The 17,419-nt window shown below is 31.2% G+C and carries 18 protein-coding genes; 17 read left to right on the forward strand and 1 reads right to left on the reverse strand.

The window, feature by feature from the left end; translation table 11 throughout:
- The first annotated feature begins 19 nt into the window (after window positions 1-19).
- The 14 genes from EUBDOL_RS07820 to EUBDOL_RS07885 are packed head-to-tail and all read left to right on the forward strand — an operon-like array spanning window position 20 to window position 12,925.
- Entirely contained in the window at window positions 20-724 is a 705-nt protein-coding gene (locus EUBDOL_RS07820; RefSeq protein ID WP_022420014.1) for a YveK family protein, read from the forward strand.
- A gap of 1 nt (window position 725) precedes the next feature.
- On the forward strand, window positions 726-1,517 hold the full coding sequence (locus EUBDOL_RS07825; protein ID WP_004800369.1) for a tyrosine-protein phosphatase: 792 nt from the start codon (window positions 726-728) through the stop codon (window positions 1,515-1,517).
- Window positions 1,518-1,520: 3 nt separating this feature from the next.
- Window positions 1,521-2,249 carry a CpsD/CapB family tyrosine-protein kinase gene (locus tag EUBDOL_RS07830; protein ID WP_004800371.1) on the forward strand — a complete coding sequence of 243 codons (729 nt, stop codon included), beginning with the start codon at window positions 1,521-1,523 and terminating at the stop codon, window positions 2,247-2,249.
- Between the two features lie 9 nt (window positions 2,250-2,258).
- Window positions 2,259-3,497, forward strand: coding sequence for a nucleotide sugar dehydrogenase (locus tag EUBDOL_RS07835; protein WP_004800373.1), 1,239 nt, complete (start codon window positions 2,259-2,261; stop codon window positions 3,495-3,497).
- Window positions 3,498-3,502: 5 nt separating this feature from the next.
- Window positions 3,503-3,970, forward strand: coding sequence for a PssD/Cps14F family polysaccharide biosynthesis glycosyltransferase (pssD, locus tag EUBDOL_RS07840; protein ID WP_004800375.1), 468 nt, complete (start codon window positions 3,503-3,505; stop codon window positions 3,968-3,970).
- A complete protein-coding gene (gene pssE / locus EUBDOL_RS07845; protein WP_004800376.1) occupies window positions 3,970-4,452 on the forward strand; it encodes a PssE/Cps14G family polysaccharide biosynthesis glycosyltransferase in 483 nt (160 codons plus the stop codon). Before pssD ends, pssE begins: the two co-directional genes overlap by 1 nt.
- Entirely contained in the window at window positions 4,449-5,342 is an 894-nt protein-coding gene (locus EUBDOL_RS07850) for an ATP-grasp fold amidoligase family protein (protein WP_004800378.1), read from the forward strand. Before pssE ends, EUBDOL_RS07850 begins: the two co-directional genes overlap by 4 nt.
- Window positions 5,339-6,391, forward strand: coding sequence for a glycosyltransferase family 4 protein (locus EUBDOL_RS07855; protein WP_004800380.1), 1,053 nt, complete (start codon window positions 5,339-5,341; stop codon window positions 6,389-6,391). The genes EUBDOL_RS07850 and EUBDOL_RS07855 overlap by 4 nt, the downstream gene beginning before the upstream one ends.
- Window positions 6,388-7,557 carry a polysaccharide pyruvyl transferase family protein gene (locus EUBDOL_RS07860; RefSeq protein ID WP_004800382.1) on the forward strand — a complete coding sequence of 390 codons (1,170 nt, stop codon included), beginning with the start codon at window positions 6,388-6,390 and terminating at the stop codon, window positions 7,555-7,557. The genes EUBDOL_RS07855 and EUBDOL_RS07860 overlap by 4 nt, the downstream gene beginning before the upstream one ends.
- A gap of 1 nt (window position 7,558) precedes the next feature.
- On the forward strand, window positions 7,559-8,737 hold the full coding sequence (locus EUBDOL_RS07865) for a Coenzyme F420 hydrogenase/dehydrogenase, beta subunit C-terminal domain (protein ID WP_050750091.1): 1,179 nt from the start codon (window positions 7,559-7,561) through the stop codon (window positions 8,735-8,737).
- A gap of 10 nt (window positions 8,738-8,747) precedes the next feature.
- The gene (locus EUBDOL_RS07870; RefSeq protein ID WP_040463642.1) at window positions 8,748-9,986 is read left to right on the forward strand and encodes a hypothetical protein; all 1,239 of its coding nucleotides are present in this window, start codon (window positions 8,748-8,750) and stop codon (window positions 9,984-9,986) included.
- Window positions 9,983-10,954, forward strand: coding sequence for a polysaccharide pyruvyl transferase family protein (locus tag EUBDOL_RS07875; RefSeq protein WP_004800386.1), 972 nt, complete (start codon window positions 9,983-9,985; stop codon window positions 10,952-10,954). Before EUBDOL_RS07870 ends, EUBDOL_RS07875 begins: the two co-directional genes overlap by 4 nt.
- Before the next feature lie 7 nt (window positions 10,955-10,961).
- Complete coding sequence (locus tag EUBDOL_RS07880; RefSeq protein ID WP_004800388.1) at window positions 10,962-12,362, forward strand: oligosaccharide flippase family protein; 1,401 nt, start codon at window positions 10,962-10,964, stop codon at window positions 12,360-12,362.
- Complete coding sequence (locus EUBDOL_RS07885) at window positions 12,359-12,925, forward strand: acyltransferase (RefSeq protein WP_004800390.1); 567 nt, start codon at window positions 12,359-12,361, stop codon at window positions 12,923-12,925. The genes EUBDOL_RS07880 and EUBDOL_RS07885 overlap by 4 nt, the downstream gene beginning before the upstream one ends.
- 718 nt (window positions 12,926-13,643) lie before the next feature.
- Here the strand turns inward: EUBDOL_RS07885 and ybaK are convergent.
- Window positions 13,644-14,117: a Cys-tRNA(Pro) deacylase gene (gene ybaK / locus EUBDOL_RS07890; protein ID WP_004800394.1), complete on the reverse strand. Its 474-nt coding sequence runs from the start codon at window positions 14,115-14,117 to the stop codon at window positions 13,644-13,646.
- 99 nt (window positions 14,118-14,216) lie between these two features.
- Here ybaK and EUBDOL_RS07895 point away from each other — a divergent pair, with 99 nt between their 5' ends.
- The 3 genes from EUBDOL_RS07895 (at window position 14,217) to EUBDOL_RS07905 (ending at window position 17,413) form a co-directional block, all read left to right on the forward strand.
- Window positions 14,217-15,107 carry a Cof-type HAD-IIB family hydrolase gene (locus EUBDOL_RS07895; protein WP_004800396.1) on the forward strand — a complete coding sequence of 297 codons (891 nt, stop codon included), beginning with the start codon at window positions 14,217-14,219 and terminating at the stop codon, window positions 15,105-15,107.
- Window positions 15,098-15,472: a hypothetical protein gene (locus EUBDOL_RS07900; RefSeq protein WP_004800398.1), complete on the forward strand. Its 375-nt coding sequence runs from the start codon at window positions 15,098-15,100 to the stop codon at window positions 15,470-15,472. The genes EUBDOL_RS07895 and EUBDOL_RS07900 overlap by 10 nt, the downstream gene beginning before the upstream one ends.
- A gap of 222 nt (window positions 15,473-15,694) precedes the next feature.
- The gene (locus EUBDOL_RS07905; protein ID WP_004800400.1) at window positions 15,695-17,413 is read left to right on the forward strand and encodes a DEAD/DEAH box helicase; all 1,719 of its coding nucleotides are present in this window, start codon (window positions 15,695-15,697) and stop codon (window positions 17,411-17,413) included.
- Window positions 17,414-17,419: the final 6 nt, after the last annotated feature.

Raw genomic sequence — 17,419 nt, forward strand, 5'->3', positions numbered from 1 at the left:
AAAATAAAGGAGAATGATGATGAACGATAACTATATAACCGAAGAAAAAGAAAAAGAAGAACTGGAAATTGATTTAGGTCAATTTTTCAGAGAGTTGAAAAAGCGTTGGCGCTTGATCGTAATTTCTACTTTTTCGCTATGCTTACTTGTTTCTGTTTTTACGATCTTTTTTATTGATAAGAAATATAAGAGCGAGGCAACCATTTATTTAACCCCGAAAGTGAATGAAACGACCGGAACCGTTGATGCGAATTCTATTAGCGGAAACAATCAGTTAGTAAACAACTGCTTGTCTATCCTTAAGGGAAATAGCGTGTTGCAAAAGGTAGCGGATACTCTAAAGCTTTCGTATGATGAGGTAGCAAGTTCTATTTCTGTAAGCAATGATGCGGAAACACAAATCATTCGTATCAGTGCTATAACAAAAGATCCGCAAAAATCAAAGGATATTGTAGACACAACTGTTTCTACATTTACAGAAATGATGCTTGAAATATTAAATCTAAAGAATATTACGATTATTGATTATGCAAAGGTTCCGGAAGGACCGGTTTCACCTAGTATCGTGAAAAATGCGATAATCGGAGCTGCAGGAGGCTTTGTATTGTCTTGCGGATATATCTTTTTAGCAGTTTTATTGGATAAGCGATTAAAGAATAAGAGTGAAGCAGAGCAATTTTTGGAAATTCCGGTATTAGCCGAGATTCCGTATTTTGAGGATTAGTATGAAAGGATTTGTTGATATTCATAATCATTCAGCATGGAATGTTGATGATGGTGTTCAAAGCTTCGAAGAAGCTAAGGCTTGTTTAACAAGAGCAAAAAAAGATGGAATAGAGATCATTGTGTCGACCCCTCATTATATTCCGGGAAGGTTCTCAAAGGAGGACTTCGATGAAATTACAAAGCGCCAATATGAGTTGATAGAATTAGGTAAAGAGATGGGAATTCAAATCTATTTGGGTTCGGAAATCTTCTTGAATGATGATTATCTGGAAATGCTCGATCAAGGACTGTTTCACTCGCTTGCAGAAGGAAAATATGTGTTAGTGGAATTTGATGTCCGTAAAAATATCAAGAACAATGATGATGTCGAGGATATTCTTTATGAAATTAAGCTGCGTGGCTTTACACCAGTGATCGCTCATGTAGAAAGATACTTCCATGATGGAATGGATTTGGAAAGAGTACAGCAATGGGTAGATATGGGTGCAATTATTCAAGTCAATCGTACAAGTTTTTTTGCGAAAAAAGGAAGCAGCTCGCAAAAAAATGCATTTGCGCTCATTGAACATAATCTGGCACATGTTGTTGCCACTGATACCCATCATGATGATGGACCTAGAAAGTGCATGCTTTCTGATGTATATGGGCTATTGTCAAAGGAATACGGCGAGGAAAATGCCGCTATTCTTTGTTGCGAGAATCCGAAAAATATCGTTAAGAACATAGAAGTAAGAACAACAAATGTTTTGAAGAAAAGATCTTTTTTTCAAAAATTGTTTAGAAAGAGGTAAGGTATGAGTAGACGAATTGTAGTTGATAAAAATATAAAAAGTGCATCAAAAAGCAGAAGAGGAAATCAGTTTGATTATTCAGAAATTTATCGACAACTGCGAACAAACATTGAGTTTTCTTCTATTGAAAATAAGGTGCAGGTTGTCAATGTTACATCGACAACACCAAATGAAGGAAAAAGCAGTGTATCAAGTAATTTAGCGATTATTTGTTCTGATAAATATGAAAAGGTATTGTTAATTGATTGCGATTTACGAAAGCCGGTGCAACACAAATTTTTTAATACAACCAATAAAGTAGGTTTAAGCAATTTGTTGCTAAGCTATAAAGATAAAATTGATATTGAAGATGAAACATATTTTAAACGCTATAAAAAGAATACAAGCGCAGGTAAATTGTATCTTTTAACTTCCGGATCCAAAGTGCCTAATCCGCAGGAATTATTATCTAGTAAGCGATTTAAGCGATTAATCGAGGAATTAAAAAAGGAATTCGGCTTCATTATTATTGATTGTCCGCCAATCAGCGCAGTATCCGATGCCATTCCGGTTGCTTCTGTGAGTGATGGAACTCTGTTTGTTTGTTCCGCTAAGGATACCAACAAAAAGGAAGCGAAAGATGCACTTGTACAATTAAAGCGTAACGGAGTTAATGTACTAGGCTGTGTCTTAACTAAGGTTGAAGATCCTTCAAATAAGAAATATGGATATTATTATAATAAAGGAGAATAAGATGAGGTTATGAAAATAGCAGTAGCAGGAACAGGATACGTAGGATTAAGCATTGCTATATTACTGGCACAACATCACGAGGTAGTTACAGTTGATATTATTCCAGAAAAAGTAGAATTAATTAACAATAAGAAATCACCTATCCAAGATGATTACATTGAAAAATATTTAGCTGAAAAAGAGTTAAACTTAACAGCTACATTAGATGCAAACGAAGCATATAAGGATGCAAAATTTGTAGTTATTGCTGCACCAACTAACTATGATTCAAAGAAGAACTTCTTTGATACAAGCGCAGTTGAATCAGTAATCAAATTAGTAATGGAGATCAACCCTGAAGCTATTATGGTTATTAAATCAACAATCCCTGTTGGGTATACAAAAAGCATTAGAGAAAAGACTGGAAGTAAAAATATTATTTTCTCTCCAGAATTCTTGAGAGAATCTAAGGCGTTGTATGATAACTTATATCCCTCAAGAATTATTGTTGGAACTGATATGAATGATGAAAGACTACTTGAAGTTGCTCATGTATTTGCTGAACTGCTTCAAGAAGGGGCTATTAAAGAAGATATAGACACACTATTTATGGGATTTACTGAAGCCGAAGCTGTAAAATTATTTGCTAATACTTACTTGGCTTTACGTGTATCTTATTTCAATGAGTTAGACACATATGCTGAAATGAAAGGTTTAGATACTCAACAAATTATAAATGGGGTATGTTTGGATCCTCGTATTGGTACACATTATAATAATCCATCATTTGGATATGGTGGATATTGTTTGCCTAAAGATACAAAACAATTATTAGCAAACTATGAAGATGTACCACAAAATATGATGTCTGCGATTGTTGAATCTAATAGAACAAGAAAAGACTTTATTGCTGATAGAGTATTAGAAAAAGCCGGTTATTATAGTTATCAAGATAACAATGAATATGATTCAGCTAATGAAAAAGAAATCACTGTTGGTGTTTATAGATTAACTATGAAATCAAATAGTGATAATTTTAGGCAATCGTCTATTCAAGGTGTTATGAAAAGAATTAAAGCAAAGGGTGCTAAAGTGATAATCTTTGAACCAACTTTAAAAGATGGCGAAACATTTTTCGGAAGTGAAATTGTAAATGATTTAGATTCATTTAAAAAACAAAGCGATGCAATTATTGCGAATAGATATGATGAATGTCTAAATGATATAGAAGATAAGGTATATACGAGAGATTTATTTAGAAGGGATTAATTTTAATGAAAAAAAATATAAAAATAGCTTTTGCTGCTTCCTCAGGTGGTCATTATGAACAGTTAATGATGTTAAAGCCTTTAATGGATGAATACGATAGCTTTGTTGTTACAGAGAAAACGCGCTATTCAGCCAAGGTCCTTCAAAAAAAGAATTACTATATGAAGCAAGTGAACCGGAAAGAATTAATGTTTATACCGAAGATGATTCTTAATTGTTGTTTAGCATTAAGGTTAATGGTTAAAGAGAAACCAAATATAGTAATCTGTACAGGTGTTTTAGCAATGATACCTCTATGTATGTTTTGTAAGATTTCAGGGGGAAAATTAATTTTTATTGAATCATTTGCAAAAATAAAAAGTCCCACACTGACTGGAAAGCTCTTGTATAAATATGCTGATAGATTTTATATCCAATGGGAAAGTTTAAGAGAATTTTATCCAAATGCAATTTATTTGGGAGGTATTTACTAATGATATTTATAACGCTAGGTTCTCAAAAATTTCAATTTAATAGAGTTTTAATTAAGATTGATGAACTAGTTGAAAAAGGATTATTAAAAGAGCAAGTATTTGCGCAAATTGGTTACTCAGACTATAAACCGAAATTTTATGAGTATAAAGATTTTCTAGATAGAGAAGATTTTTTTAAAAAGATGGAACTTTCAAATATCGTAATTACGCATGGAGGAACAGGAGCAATTATAGGTGCATTGAAAAAAGAAAAAAAGGTAATTGCTATTCCGAGGCTAGCAAAATATGGAGAGCATGTAGATGATCACCAAATTCAAATTATAAATGAATTTGAAAGTTTAAATCTTATTGAACCAGTTTATAATATAGATAAATTAAGTGATGCGATAAATTCTATATTAACTAGAAAATATGCCACATATAAATCAAATACAACAAATATCATAAATGACATTAAGAAGTTTTTGGAGGAAATAAGGTGAATAAAGTAAGCTTTGTTAAAAAACTATATAGAAAAATATTGAGGATTATGCCAACAAAAATTGCCCTATATGTTATTTATTTTAGAGGGTATAAAAAGATTTTAAATATAAAAAATCCTAGTACTTGGGGTGAAAAAATTCAATGGTTAAAAATTAATGGTGGATTGGAAAAATTATCAAAATATGTTGATAAATATGAAGTGCGCGAGTTTATAAGAGATACGATAGGAGAAGAATACTTGAATCATTTGTATGGCGTGTATGATTGTGTAGATGATATTGATTTTTCAATTTTACCGGATAAATTTGTTCTTAAATGTACTAATGGTAGTGGTAGCGTGATTGTTTGTGATAATATAAATAATTTTGATATAGAAGATGCTAAAAAAGAAATGGGTAGGTGGCTTGTTGATGATTATTATAAGGAAAAAAAGGAATTACAGTATAGAGATGTAAAAAATAGAATAATCATTGAAGAGTATCTTGAGGATAGTTCAAAATCATTGACAGATTATAAATTTTATGTATTTAATGGAAAAGTAGAATATTTTGCTGTATTTTATGATAGATATACAAATAAATCAGTGGATACATTTAGAGTAGATGGAAAAAAATTAGAAAATGTAAAAGTTTGTAATATTCCTAATAGTAATTATGAATTTGAATATGATGAAAAAATAAAACAAATGATTAGGTTATCAGAAATCTTATCAAGATGCTTTACTTTTGTTAGAGTGGATTTTTATTTAGTGAAAGGAAAAATCATATTTGGTGAATTGACATTTACAGATGGAGCTGGATCAGATCCTTGGAATCCAATATCTTTTGATAAAGAAATAGGGGCAAAAATACCGCTATGTGAAATTTTAAAGGAAGGAAGAGTATTATGAGAGTGTTAGTTATAGGTCCTGACATAGAAAAGTCAAAAGGTGGTATGTCAACAGTAATTAAAGAAATTAATGAAGATAAAGACTTACGAAGTAATGTAGAAATTGATATATTTTCATCATATGTAGATGGAAATAAAGCGTATATTCTACTATATTCATTTATCGCTATAGTAAAATTTATTTTATTTTATAGAAATTATGATGTTTACCATATTCATTGTGCTTCATATGGAAGCACTTTTAGAAAGGGGATATATATTTATTTAGTAAAGTTATTCAATAAAAAAGCTATTTTGCATATCCACGGAGCAGAATATCTAGTGTTTTTTGAGAAATCTAAACATAAAAATTTAATTATTAAAATATTGAATAAAGCTGACTTAGTGATAGCTCTGTCAAATGAATGGAAGAGGAATTTTGAAAAAACATTTCATATAGAAAATTGTATTGCTATAGAAAATGGAATTGATGTAGAGAAATATTCTAGTTGCAGTGGAGTAAAAAAAAATAATTATAATATTGTTATGTTAGGAAGGCTAGGCACAAGAAAAGGTACATATGATTTAATAAATACAATTGAAAGAGTTGTAACCCACTTTCCCAATTTAAAATGTTATATGGCAGGCGACGGAGAAATAAATAAGTGTATAACGCTAATTGAAAAAAAGAATTTAAAAAAAAATGTGTTCTGTTTGGGATGGGTAAATTTAACTAGGAAAACTGAAATTTTGAAAGATTCAAATATACTAGTGCTTCCCTCCTATAATGAAGGATTACCAATGGCTATTTTGGAAGGGATGGCTTCAGGAAAAGCTATAATCAGTACAAATGTTGGAGCAATACCAGAAGTTATATCATCTGAAAAAAATGGAATTTTAATTCATCCTGGCGATATAGAAGCATTGGAAAATGCTATTATTAGGTTATTTACAGATTATAATTTAGTAAAAGAAATGTCAAAAAATAATAGGAAGAAAATAATAGAAGAATTTAGTACAAAAAAAATGCATGAGGAAATATTAAAATGTTATAGAAAGGTGTTTATATGAATAAAGTAGGATTAAGTGTCTGTTATGATACAAAAAATTTTGGTAGTCAATTGCAGGTGTTGGCAACTATTAATCAAATAGAAAAATTAGGATATGATACAGAAATTATTAGATATAAAAAAAAGATTTCTTTATCACTTATAATACAAAATATTCCACGACTTTTTAATGGGCAATATATAAATGGACTCATAAAGAGTAATAAAAAAAATAAATTATTGTCAAAATATCCAGAGATTGTGGATAATATAAAAATTAGAAATAATAGATTTTCTAAATTCGCTAATGATAATTTTATAAATGTTTCAAATTTCTATTATGGGTGGCATTCATTGAAAAATGCTGCAAAGAAAAATTATGATATGTTTTTATGCGGAAGTGATCAATTATGGTTACCAAGTAATTTAGAAAGTCATTTTTATACATTGGAATATGCCCCAAATGAAAAACCTAAAATTTCATATGCTACTAGCTTCGGTGTCGGAGAAATTCCTTGGTATCAAAAAAATAGAACAAAAAAATATCTGAATAGACTAAACCATATAAGTACAAGAGAATTAAAAGGGGCAGAGATAATTAATGACCTAACAGGTAGAGATGTACAAGTTGTATGTGATCCGACATTACTTTTAACGAAAGAGGAGTGGGATAAACTTATTCCAAATCACACTGTTGTTAATGAAAAATACATTTTTTGTTATTTTTTAGGAGAAAATGAGAATCATAGGTTACAGGCTCAAAAGTTAGCAAATCAATTTAACTTAAAAATTGTAACTATTCCGTTTTTAGATAATTACGTAGAAATAGATAGATTTTTTGGTGATTATAGTTTATATGACATAGATACAAATGATTTTGTTAATTTAATTCGAAATGCAGAATTTGTTTTAACGGATTCATTCCATGGTACGATTTTCTCTATATTAAATAACAAAAAATTTATTACATTTAATCGTTTTGATTCGAAATCAAAAAACTCAAGAAATTCCCGTATTGATAGTTTATTTAAGGTATTAAATATTCAAGAACGTAGATATAATTCAAAATTAGAATTGTCTGAACAGATTATTAAAGATATTGATTATGGCACTGTAATTAATAATGTAGAGTCATTAAGAAATGATTCGATTAATTATTTGACTAATGCCTTAGCTGCGAGTGAATAATATGATAGATAAATTAAAAAAAGATGAATGTTGTGGATGTACTAGCTGTTATAATGCATGTCCAACTTCTGCTATTACATTAAGAAAAGATGAATTAGGATATCTGTATCCTAGTATAGATGAAAAAAAATGTGTTAAATGCAATCTATGCGAAAAAGTATGTCCATCGCTAAATAAAAAGGCGGATGTAAAGATAAAAAATGCATATATAGGTAGAAGTGTTTCAAGCTTCGTTTTAGATAACTCAGCATCTGGTGGTATAGCGACTGCCTTAGCCTTGAATTTCGTAAAAAGAGGAGCTATTGTATATGGTGCTGTATATAATGATAAATTTGAGGTTGTTCATAGTAGAATAGACAAAGAAGAAGATATACACAAAATTAGCGGTTCAAAATATATCCAAAGTAAAATCGGAGATACTTTTAAAAATATAGAGTTAGACTTAATATCAGGGAAAGATGTTTTGTTTATAGGTACACCTTGTCAGGTTAATGGTTTAAATACATTCATTCGGTCAAATAAAGAAAATCTTTATACTATCGATTTTGTTTGTCATGGAGTTTGTTCACCGTCTATTTGGTCCGACTATATTCATTTTATAGAACATAAAAATAAATCTAACATAGAAAAAGTTGATTTTAGGGATAAAATGATAGGATATAGAAGTACTGGAATGGGTATTGAATTTAAAAATGGGAAAAAATATTTTGGAAGTCCTAGGATTGACCTAATGCTAAAAATATTTTATAGTGATAAATTATCTAGAGATGCTTGTTATAATTGTGAAAATAAATCTACAAATAGATTAAGTGATTTGACTTTGTTTGATTGTTGGAATCCTTCTGATTATTTAGATATAGAAGATGATAATAGAGGTTATACAAAAATATTAGTTAATACTGAAAATGGGCAAAAAATAATTAATTATTGCAAAGATATTATTGTATATCAAGTTAACTATAAACAAATTTTACCTAAAAAAGCAAAAAATGCATATAACAGTAGTATAGGTAGACAAGAAGATAGAAACGATATTATTCAAGAATATATATATAAGGGATTTGAAATATGTGTTGATAAATTTTTTAAAGTATCCATTTTTGATAATTTAGTAGAAAAACTTAAACTTTTATTGAATAAAGTAGGAGTGTTAGCAATTTTTACAAAAATAAAAAGGTAGGTGATGGATATTGCATTTAAATAAAATCTATCTTAAATCGGTATTCATGTTAGTAATTATAATATTAACAATGTTATCGCATGTGTTGAATATAGGATTCATAGGTGAATTTATATATGTTTGGGCTGTTTTTTATTTAGTTATTATAGGGGTAAAACGAAACCGGCTGAATAAAATCCATATTAAAATATTATTTTTACTTATTTTAATTCTAATGATTGGAATAATAGGAAATTTATTGGCAATATATAAGCCACCATTTAAGGGAATAGTAATGGATATTGTTAACTTTACTAAATTACCAATATGTTTCATTAGTTTTTCATTATTTTGGGATAATACATCTTTTATTGTTAAAGAAGATACTATGCATATGATTACTTTATTTGCAAAGATTTTTACAGCTATAGCGTTTTTGAGTTTGATTTTAAATTTTATATTACCAATAGGTATGGGGGACGATATAAGATATGGAATTGAATCATTTAAGTTTATTTATGATTCTGCGGCTTGGTTAAATCAATATTGGATATTTATTGTTATTGTTTTATTTGCAAGTATTTCGTTAAATCGTAAAAATTCAACATTTTTATTTTTAGCTCTAATCGTCTGGTCCTTTACGTTAAGAAGTAGAGCAATTGCACTAGTTTTTATAACTGTATTGATATATTTAATTATAACTAAAAAGCAATATGTGGATGATTTTAAAAAAAGATTTTTAAAAAAAAGGTATATTATTTCAATCACTATATTAATGGGGATTCTAGGATTAAGTTCGATAAAAAAATACTTTTTAGGAATAAAAGTTACTGCTAGGCAATTATTATTAGAAAATGGAATTACTATTATGAAAGATTATTTTCCTTTCGGATCAGGATTAGCGACATACGGTACCGAAGCAGCAAAAAAATTTTATTCACCTTTATACCATGAATATAATTTATCATCCTTTTGGGCGCTTAAAGAAAACGGTACTGAATTAACTGATACATTTTGGCCGGCAGTAGGAGCACAAATAGGTTTTTTTGGTTTACTGCTATATATTTGTTTAATCGTTACAATCTTCAAATATTGCATCTATAATACCCGCAAATCACCATTCTTTTTTGGAAGTGTTATTATATATGGAATATATTTATTTGTATCATCAACAGCTACTGGAATCTTTTTTTCAGATTTAACAGCTATTTTTATAACAGTGATATGTTTATTTATTTCATTAGAGAAAGGCAGGAATTTTAATAAATGAAAACTGTAGTATTGTTTGACCCAAGCATTAGATCATTGAATATGGGAGATCATATTATAATGAAATCTGCAAAAGATGAATTAAAAGAAATTATATCTGATAAATTTTTAATTCATTGCGCGACTCATCAACCCCCTGTAACTTGTTATCAAAATACAAGATTAAATCCCAAAATTAAAATTTATGATGACGCTCAATTTAAATTTATTTGCGGTTCAAATTTATTATGGAAGAATTTAATGATACCAAGACCAACATTTAATGTAAATTTATTTAATACCAAGATTTACGAAAATAGTATTTTAATGGGTGTTGGTACAAATTCCTCCAATAAAAATGCTAATTTATATACTCGCATTATTTATAATAGGATTTTATCAGAAAAATTTTATCATAGCGTACGTGATGAAAGAACAAAAAGATTTGTTGAAAGTTTAGGATTTAAAGCTATAAATACAGGATGTCCAACAATGTGGAAGTTTAATAAGGAGTTTTGCAAACAAATTCCGACACATAAATCATCTAAAGTAGTTTTCACATTAACCGATTACAGTCAAGAACAAAGAGAAGATCAAGAGCTAATCAATATTTTGGTTAAGAATTATGAGAAAGTTTATTTTTGGCTACAAGGAGCATCTGATGAAGAATATTTTGATTCTTTGGCAAATACTAAAGGTATAATTAAAGTTGCGCCGACATTAGAAGCATATGAAGCCATTTTAAATGAAGGCGATATAGATTATGTGGGAACAAGACTTCATGCAGGAATGTATGCAATGCAACATAAAGTTAGAACAATTATTTTAGCAATTGATAATAGAGTCAGAGATATGAAAGAAACATATCATATTAATACAGTTGAACGAACGGATATAAATAGCTTAGATTCATTAGTAAATTCAACAATCACAACGCAAATTTCTATTAATGAAAATAATATTAATGAATGGATGTCTCAATTTAAGTGAGTGAATAATGAGTAGAGAAAAAAACTTATTGAAAAATATTTTTGTGTTAGGATTGGGGAAAGTTTTACCAAGATTTTTTAGTTTGTTTACATTGCCGATTATAACCTTTTATTTATCACAGGAGGAATTTGGAACCTATGATTTAATTACAACAATGGTCTCATTTTTCCTACCACTTGTTACTTTACAAATGCAATCTGCTGCATTTAGATTTTTATTAAATAATAGGGAGAATAAAGATTATTGTGAAATAATAATATCGAATATTTTACTATTTACATTTATATCCTCATCAATAGGATTAGGTGTACTGTTTCTTTTTTTAATTAAAGTTCCTTTTATATTAAGAGTTTTAATAGTTTTATATTATTTTATAGATACTTATTTTAATACAGTTCAACAGATAGCTAGAGGATTATCAAAGAATAAAGTGTATTCAACTAGTGTTATCGTTTGTACCGTTATTGAATTTTTTTCAATTTTGTTATTTGTTGTTTATTTAGAATTTTCATTGAATGGATTGATATGTGCATTGATTTTATCATGTTTTGTTGCTTCAATCTATATTACAATGGAGTTGAATATTTTAAAATATTTCAAATATTCAAGAAGGTCAAAGAAAGTAATTTTAGAATTATTATCCTATTCTTGGCCACTAATTCCAAACTCATTATCTTCTTGGGTTATGCAGTTATCTGATAGAGTAATTATTAGCCTGTTTCTAGGTGTTTCTTCTAATGCTGTATACGCTGTAGCCAATAAAATTCCTAATTTATTTAGTCTTGTTCAGGGAACTTTTAATATGGCTTGGCAAGAAAATGCAAGTTTAGCAATTGATGATTCTGATTCTGATTTATATTATAGTAAAATGTTCTCTTTAACATTTGGAGTATTAGTAGGAATTCTCTCATTTACGATTGCTGCAACACCTCTTTTATTTAAAATTTTAATTAAAGGTAATTATCAATCTTCTTATAATCATATTCCAATTTTATTTTTAGCAGCTTTTTTTAGTAGTATATCGTCATATATTGGTGGAATATATATTGCGTATAAAAGAACAAAAGAAATTGGTTATACAACATTAATTGCTGCTTTAATAAATGCTTTTATAAATTTTGCTTTAATAAAAAAAATTGGAGTATATGCGGCTTCGATATCAACTTTGATTAGTTATTTTTTCCTTGCATCATACCGTATGATAAAAGTTCGCGATTTTCAAAAAATCGAATACGATTTATATAAATTTATTGGAGCAATAGCATTATTGATAATGATGTGTTTTATTTGTTTTTGCAAAATTCTAGTGTTAGATATATTTAATATTTTGATTGCCGTAATTATATCTTTCTTTTTTAATCAAGAATTAATAAAAATGATTTTCAAAAAATTTCGAGGTAATTTATGAGTAAAAAATTAAAAGTTAGAAAAAGGTATTTGTTAAAAGCAACAATTGAATTTATGGAAAGAATTAGATTTTATTTAATTCCGACAGCACAAGGCAGAATTAAATGGTTGAAAAAACATAATAAATTCGCATATATTGGTGAACATGTTCACTATCAACCCCGTAAATATCCAACAGATTCAAAAAATATTAAGATTCACAATAATGTTGCAATTGCATCAAATGTAGAATTTACTGCACATGATATTATTCATTTTGTATTTGATGGACAAGAAGGGAAACGTACATATAAAGAATATGAAGGGTGTATTGAAATTTTAGACAATGTTTTTATTGGCGCGGGTACTAGGATTTTACCGAATGTAAAAATTGGACCTAATAGTATAATTGCTGCTGAGTCTTTGGTGGTTAAAGATGTTCCAGAAGGAACTATTGTTGGTGGTAATCCTGCAAAAGTTATAGGTAATTTTGATGACTTAAAGAAAAAAAGAAAAATGTATTCAGATAGTCATCAAAATTTTAATAATAGCAAGTTATGGGATGAATTTTATAGGAAAGAGTGATGGTTTTGTTGAAAATAGTCGAGAATTTGTGAAGAATTTTGCTATGATTTGGAAGTTGAGTCATATTTTTATGTTTACAGGTTTTAATCTAATGATTTTAGAAAAAATTCGAGGTTGGAAGTTTAGAGTACAATTGCTGAATTGATTCATGCAGATTAGATTTTATTGAAAGTAAGAAAAGAACATTGACATGGGATGGATTTCTACAACTGCAAAATAACCAGTAGATTGTAATGTTCATGATTACCTCCCAAATAGTAGAGTAAATATAAAATTATTTTACTGTAGATTGAGGAGGATGTTTTATGAATGTTCAAAAAGTATTGCATAAAGTAAAAAAACAGCAAAGGTTGTCGTAAAAGAATTATGCCAAAACCAGTTATACCTTTTCCTTATAGATCTACTAGCAATATCGCACATATTATGTATCAAAAATATGTTAATGCAGTACCATTATATAGATAGGAACAGATTGGAAAAATCTGGGATAAAGCTAAGCCGTGCAACGATGGCGAACTGAATCATATGGAGTTCGATGAATTGTTGAAACCTTTAGGCGAATGGATGCATAAAACGATATTAGAAAAAATATCCGCATGCAGATGGAAACTGTGATGTGGGTTATGAATGAATTTGTCATATAGTTTCTTTTGGAATATGAAAAAGTGGAAGGTATTCAGCGTAGTTAGTGCTGGTTCAATCCACTTTTTATTAACGCTTACACAATATCCGCTGTTTTGGCATGTATAAATTCCAATAGCAAAACAGGAGACATGGCAATCTGTATCCCTATCTTACCACCGCTGAAATAAATTTTATCAAATCGTAATGCGGATTCATGCAGTACGGTTGGATAGGCTTTCTTCATGCCGATTGGAGAACAGCCTCCGCGAATATATCCACTGATAGAAAGCAGATTCTTAACATGAATCATTTCAAGACTTTTTTCATTGACACATCTTGCACATTTCTTTAGGTCAAGTTCACAATCGACAGGAACCATAAAAACATAATAATGCCTTGTATTTGAGGTTAATACCAAGGTTTTAAAAACCTGCTGAGGCTGTTGATGCAGCTTAGCTGCTACCTGCAAGCCATCAACCGCTTCCCCTTGATGCTCATAAGTCAAAACTTCATATTCTAATTTTGCTTTATCCAATATGCGCATGGCATTTGTTTTTGTTATGTTCATAAAATCACCATAAAAAGTATATCACAAAACACGTAATGGATAACTTCAAATTTTATCTTTGAGATGCTATAATGTTGCTGGTTAAAAGGGTGATGCTAGATGATAAAAGCAATTGCGATGGATATGGACGGTACATTGCTGAATTCCAATGATGAAATCATGCCGCAAACCAAACAAACACTTATTGCATTAGAAAAGCAAGGGGTTCGTTTGGTATTATCAAGTGGCAGAAGCTATCGGCGCTTGATGAAATATGCCAAGGAATTGGAAATGGATCGTTATGGTGGATATTTGGTAGAGGTCAATGGAATTGCACTTTATGATGTTAAGCAAGATCAACGTAAACGATTGGCTAGCTTCTCTTTGTCGGAATGCAAAGATTTATTTGCCTACTTCAAGAATAAAGGCATGGAAGTTATCGGAAATATGGACGATGGTTTGCTTTGTTATATGACAGAAGAAATTTATGAATATAAGAAGCATTATCGCAAGGAACATAAGATACCAAAGGATTTTCCATGGACGGCAGGTGCTTTTTCGGTTTTATCCGATATGCGTGAAGGGTATCCACACCAGCGTTATATCCAAGATGAAAGTGAAATTGATGTGATTTTCAATAAGATATGCGTAACACATTTCGATTCGCAAAGAGTAGCTGCGATAATGGAACAGGCAAAACATGATTTTAAGGACAGCTATTGGTTGGGACTTACAACAAAGCGATGGCTGGAGGTCATGCCTAAGGGAGTTACCAAAGCAAGTGGCTTATCTGCCTTTTGTGAAGCAAGCGGTATTACCTTTGATGAGATATTGGCCTTTGGTGATGGTGAAAATGATATTGCGATGCTTGATGCTTGTGGCAAAGCGATTGCCATGGAAAATGCTTTGGATAGTGTCAAGAAGCATGCGGATTTTGTTACCGCAACGAACAATGATGAAGGGATAGCAAAGGGGATTGCCTATTTTCGGGAGGAATTTATATGCGATTAACAGGCTTAAATGCAGAAGATGTACTTGCAAGTGCCAAGCAAATGTTTCCGGGGAAATACATTGAGCTTACGACTTGTGATTTGTTTTTAGCAGATATAGAAGCCGGCGAAATTCAAATCGAAGGAATTGATCACCCATTGTATGTCAGCACCCATTACGCTTATGAAAATCGTATCGTAAATGGGAATCCGACACGCTACAAGGTGGAGTTAACGGCAATCTATGTCAAAGATAATCGCTATGATGTCATCTATGACAGTACACAGTCTTATCATATTGCTTATGAGGAGCAGGGGGTTCAATTTGTTCGTTATGATAAGTTACAGGATTTTTTAAAGCCATATATAAAAAAGCAAGACAGCTGACAAAATTTGACAACTTTTGAAAGCAAATAACGATAGAATAAGAAAGGCAGCAGTTGCCACATACAGATACTTCCCTCATCTGTATGCAACGTCATTCTATCCCGAATCGAGATGAAGCCCTTGAAAGAGGGCTTTATTTCGTTTTGGAAAGTGATTGACGCTATCTTGGCTGTGTGGTAAACTAAACAAGTTATTTTATAAACAAAAAGAAAGCAGGTAACAATGACAACATTTAATGAATTACATATCAGTGAAGCGATTTTGCGTGCGGTAAGCGAAATGGGCTATGAACAAGCAACGGAAATTCAGGCAAAAGCCATTCCCTATATTATGGAAGGAAAAGATGTACTGGGAAGAAGCAACACCGGTACCGGAAAAACTGCCGCCTTCGGTATTCCGGCAATAGAAATGGTACAGCCGCAGGACAAATATGCGAATGCCTTGATTATTTGTCCTACCAGAGAGCTGGTAACTCAAGTCGCAATGGAATTGCGTAAGTTTTCCAAATATAAGGAAGGCGTGAAAATCGTTCCGATTTACGGCGGACAGCCGATTGAACGTCAAATTCAATTATTAAAGCGTGGCTGTGGGATTGTAGTAGGAACACCGGGACGAATCATGGATCATTTGCGTCGTAGAACGCTAAAGCTATCCGATATTCGAATGGTTATTTTAGATGAAGCAGACGAGATGCTAAATATGGGCTTTAAAGAGGATATTGAAGAGATTTTATCTTTGATGCCAAGTGAGCGCAGCTATCAAACGATTTTATTCTCTGCCACATGGCCAAGTGAAATCATGCGAATTGCCAAAGAATTTCAAAACGATCCGGTAACGGTTGAAATCAAATCTGCACAGCGTACCATTGATACGGTAGAGCAGCTCTATTATGAGGTTCCGCGTGGAAAGAAAGCCAATGCCTTAAGGGTATTGTTGAATCACTATGATCCTGAGCTATGTATGATTTTTGCGAATACGAAAAAAATGGTAGATGAGCTACAAGGCGAATTGAATAAGCATGATATCAAGGCTTGCGCATTGCATGGTGATATGAAGCAAGAATTTCGAAGTCGTGTCATGGAGCAGTTTCGAAGCGGCAGTATGCCAATCTTAATTGCGACCGATGTTGCAGCTCGTGGTATTGATGTTGATGATGTCGATTTGGTCATTAACTTTGATATTCCCCAAGATAATGAGTATTATATCCATCGCATCGGACGAACCGGTCGTGCGGGGAAAAAAGGCTTGGCCATTACGTTGATTAGCGGAGGCAGACAGCGAAGTGAATTAAAGAATATCATGCGTTATACGAAAACCAACATTAAGCATCATGCCCTTCCGACTTCAGCACAAATGCAGGCGCATAACCGCAAAGCATATATTGAAGGTGTGAAGCTGGCTTGCGATGAAGGAGTTACTGATGAAAGCATGGAAATCGCTAACGAATTGTTGGCGGAAGGAATTGCGGTGGAAAATATTATCTCTGCTTTAATTTCTATGACTTATAAAAACGAAATTATTGATATTGAAGAAGAGGAGCATGTGAAACGCTATGCGGCTGACTTTGAGGCAGTTACCCTGAAATTCAGCATTGGTAAGCAAGATGGTGTAAAAACCGGTAATATCGTTGCGGCAATTAGTGAGGAGTGTGGAATTTCTTCAAAGGCAATCGGTCGTATTGATGTGCGTTCCAATTTCTCATTGGTTGATGTCGATGCGGCAAAGGTCGATTTGGTATTAAGCAATATGCAGCGTGCGCATATTCGCGGCAGAGAAGTAAGTGTAGAAATCGATCATGCTCCTAAGCGAAAAAATGCCGGTAAGGAAAAAAATACTCGTAACAAGATGAAAAATGAAAAAAACAGAAAACGTCGTGATGAGCGTAAAAAACGAAATACAACAGGACGAGAAGGAAAACGTAAAAAGGTGAAGAAAGGATAGCTTTCT

It is taken from the genome of Amedibacillus dolichus DSM 3991, assembly GCF_000154285.1.
Taxonomy (GTDB): domain Bacteria; phylum Bacillota_I; class Bacilli_A; order Erysipelotrichales; family Erysipelotrichaceae; genus Amedibacillus; species Amedibacillus dolichus.

Bases quoted from the DNA above. Each gene is read 5' to 3' on its own strand.
- EUBDOL_RS07830 (WP_004800371.1), top strand. From the start codon at position 1,521: ATGAGTAGACGAATTGTAGTTGATAAAAATATAAAAAGTGCATCAAAA.
- EUBDOL_RS07895 (WP_004800396.1), top strand. From the start codon at position 14,217: ATGATAAAAGCAATTGCGATGGATATGGACGGTACATTGCTGAATTCC.
- EUBDOL_RS07875 (WP_004800386.1), top strand. From the start codon at position 9,983: ATGAAAACTGTAGTATTGTTTGACCCAAGCATTAGATCATTGAATATG.
- EUBDOL_RS07905 (WP_004800400.1), top strand. From the start codon at position 15,695: ATGACAACATTTAATGAATTACATATCAGTGAAGCGATTTTGCGTGCG.
- EUBDOL_RS07885 (WP_004800390.1), top strand. From the start codon at position 12,359: ATGAGTAAAAAATTAAAAGTTAGAAAAAGGTATTTGTTAAAAGCAACA.
- EUBDOL_RS07900 (WP_004800398.1), top strand. From the start codon at position 15,098: ATGCGATTAACAGGCTTAAATGCAGAAGATGTACTTGCAAGTGCCAAG.
- EUBDOL_RS07865 (WP_050750091.1), top strand. From the start codon at position 7,559: ATGATAGATAAATTAAAAAAAGATGAATGTTGTGGATGTACTAGCTGT.
- EUBDOL_RS07835 (WP_004800373.1), top strand. From the start codon at position 2,259: ATGAAAATAGCAGTAGCAGGAACAGGATACGTAGGATTAAGCATTGCT.
- ybaK (WP_004800394.1), bottom strand. From the start codon at position 14,117: ATGAACATAACAAAAACAAATGCCATGCGCATATTGGATAAAGCAAAA.
- pssE (WP_004800376.1), top strand. From the start codon at position 3,970: ATGATATTTATAACGCTAGGTTCTCAAAAATTTCAATTTAATAGAGTT.
- EUBDOL_RS07820 (WP_022420014.1), top strand. From the start codon at position 20: ATGAACGATAACTATATAACCGAAGAAAAAGAAAAAGAAGAACTGGAA.
- pssD (WP_004800375.1), top strand. From the start codon at position 3,503: ATGAAAAAAAATATAAAAATAGCTTTTGCTGCTTCCTCAGGTGGTCAT.
- EUBDOL_RS07855 (WP_004800380.1), top strand. From the start codon at position 5,339: ATGAGAGTGTTAGTTATAGGTCCTGACATAGAAAAGTCAAAAGGTGGT.
- EUBDOL_RS07825 (WP_004800369.1), top strand. From the start codon at position 726: ATGAAAGGATTTGTTGATATTCATAATCATTCAGCATGGAATGTTGAT.
- EUBDOL_RS07880 (WP_004800388.1), top strand. From the start codon at position 10,962: ATGAGTAGAGAAAAAAACTTATTGAAAAATATTTTTGTGTTAGGATTG.
- EUBDOL_RS07860 (WP_004800382.1), top strand. From the start codon at position 6,388: ATGAATAAAGTAGGATTAAGTGTCTGTTATGATACAAAAAATTTTGGT.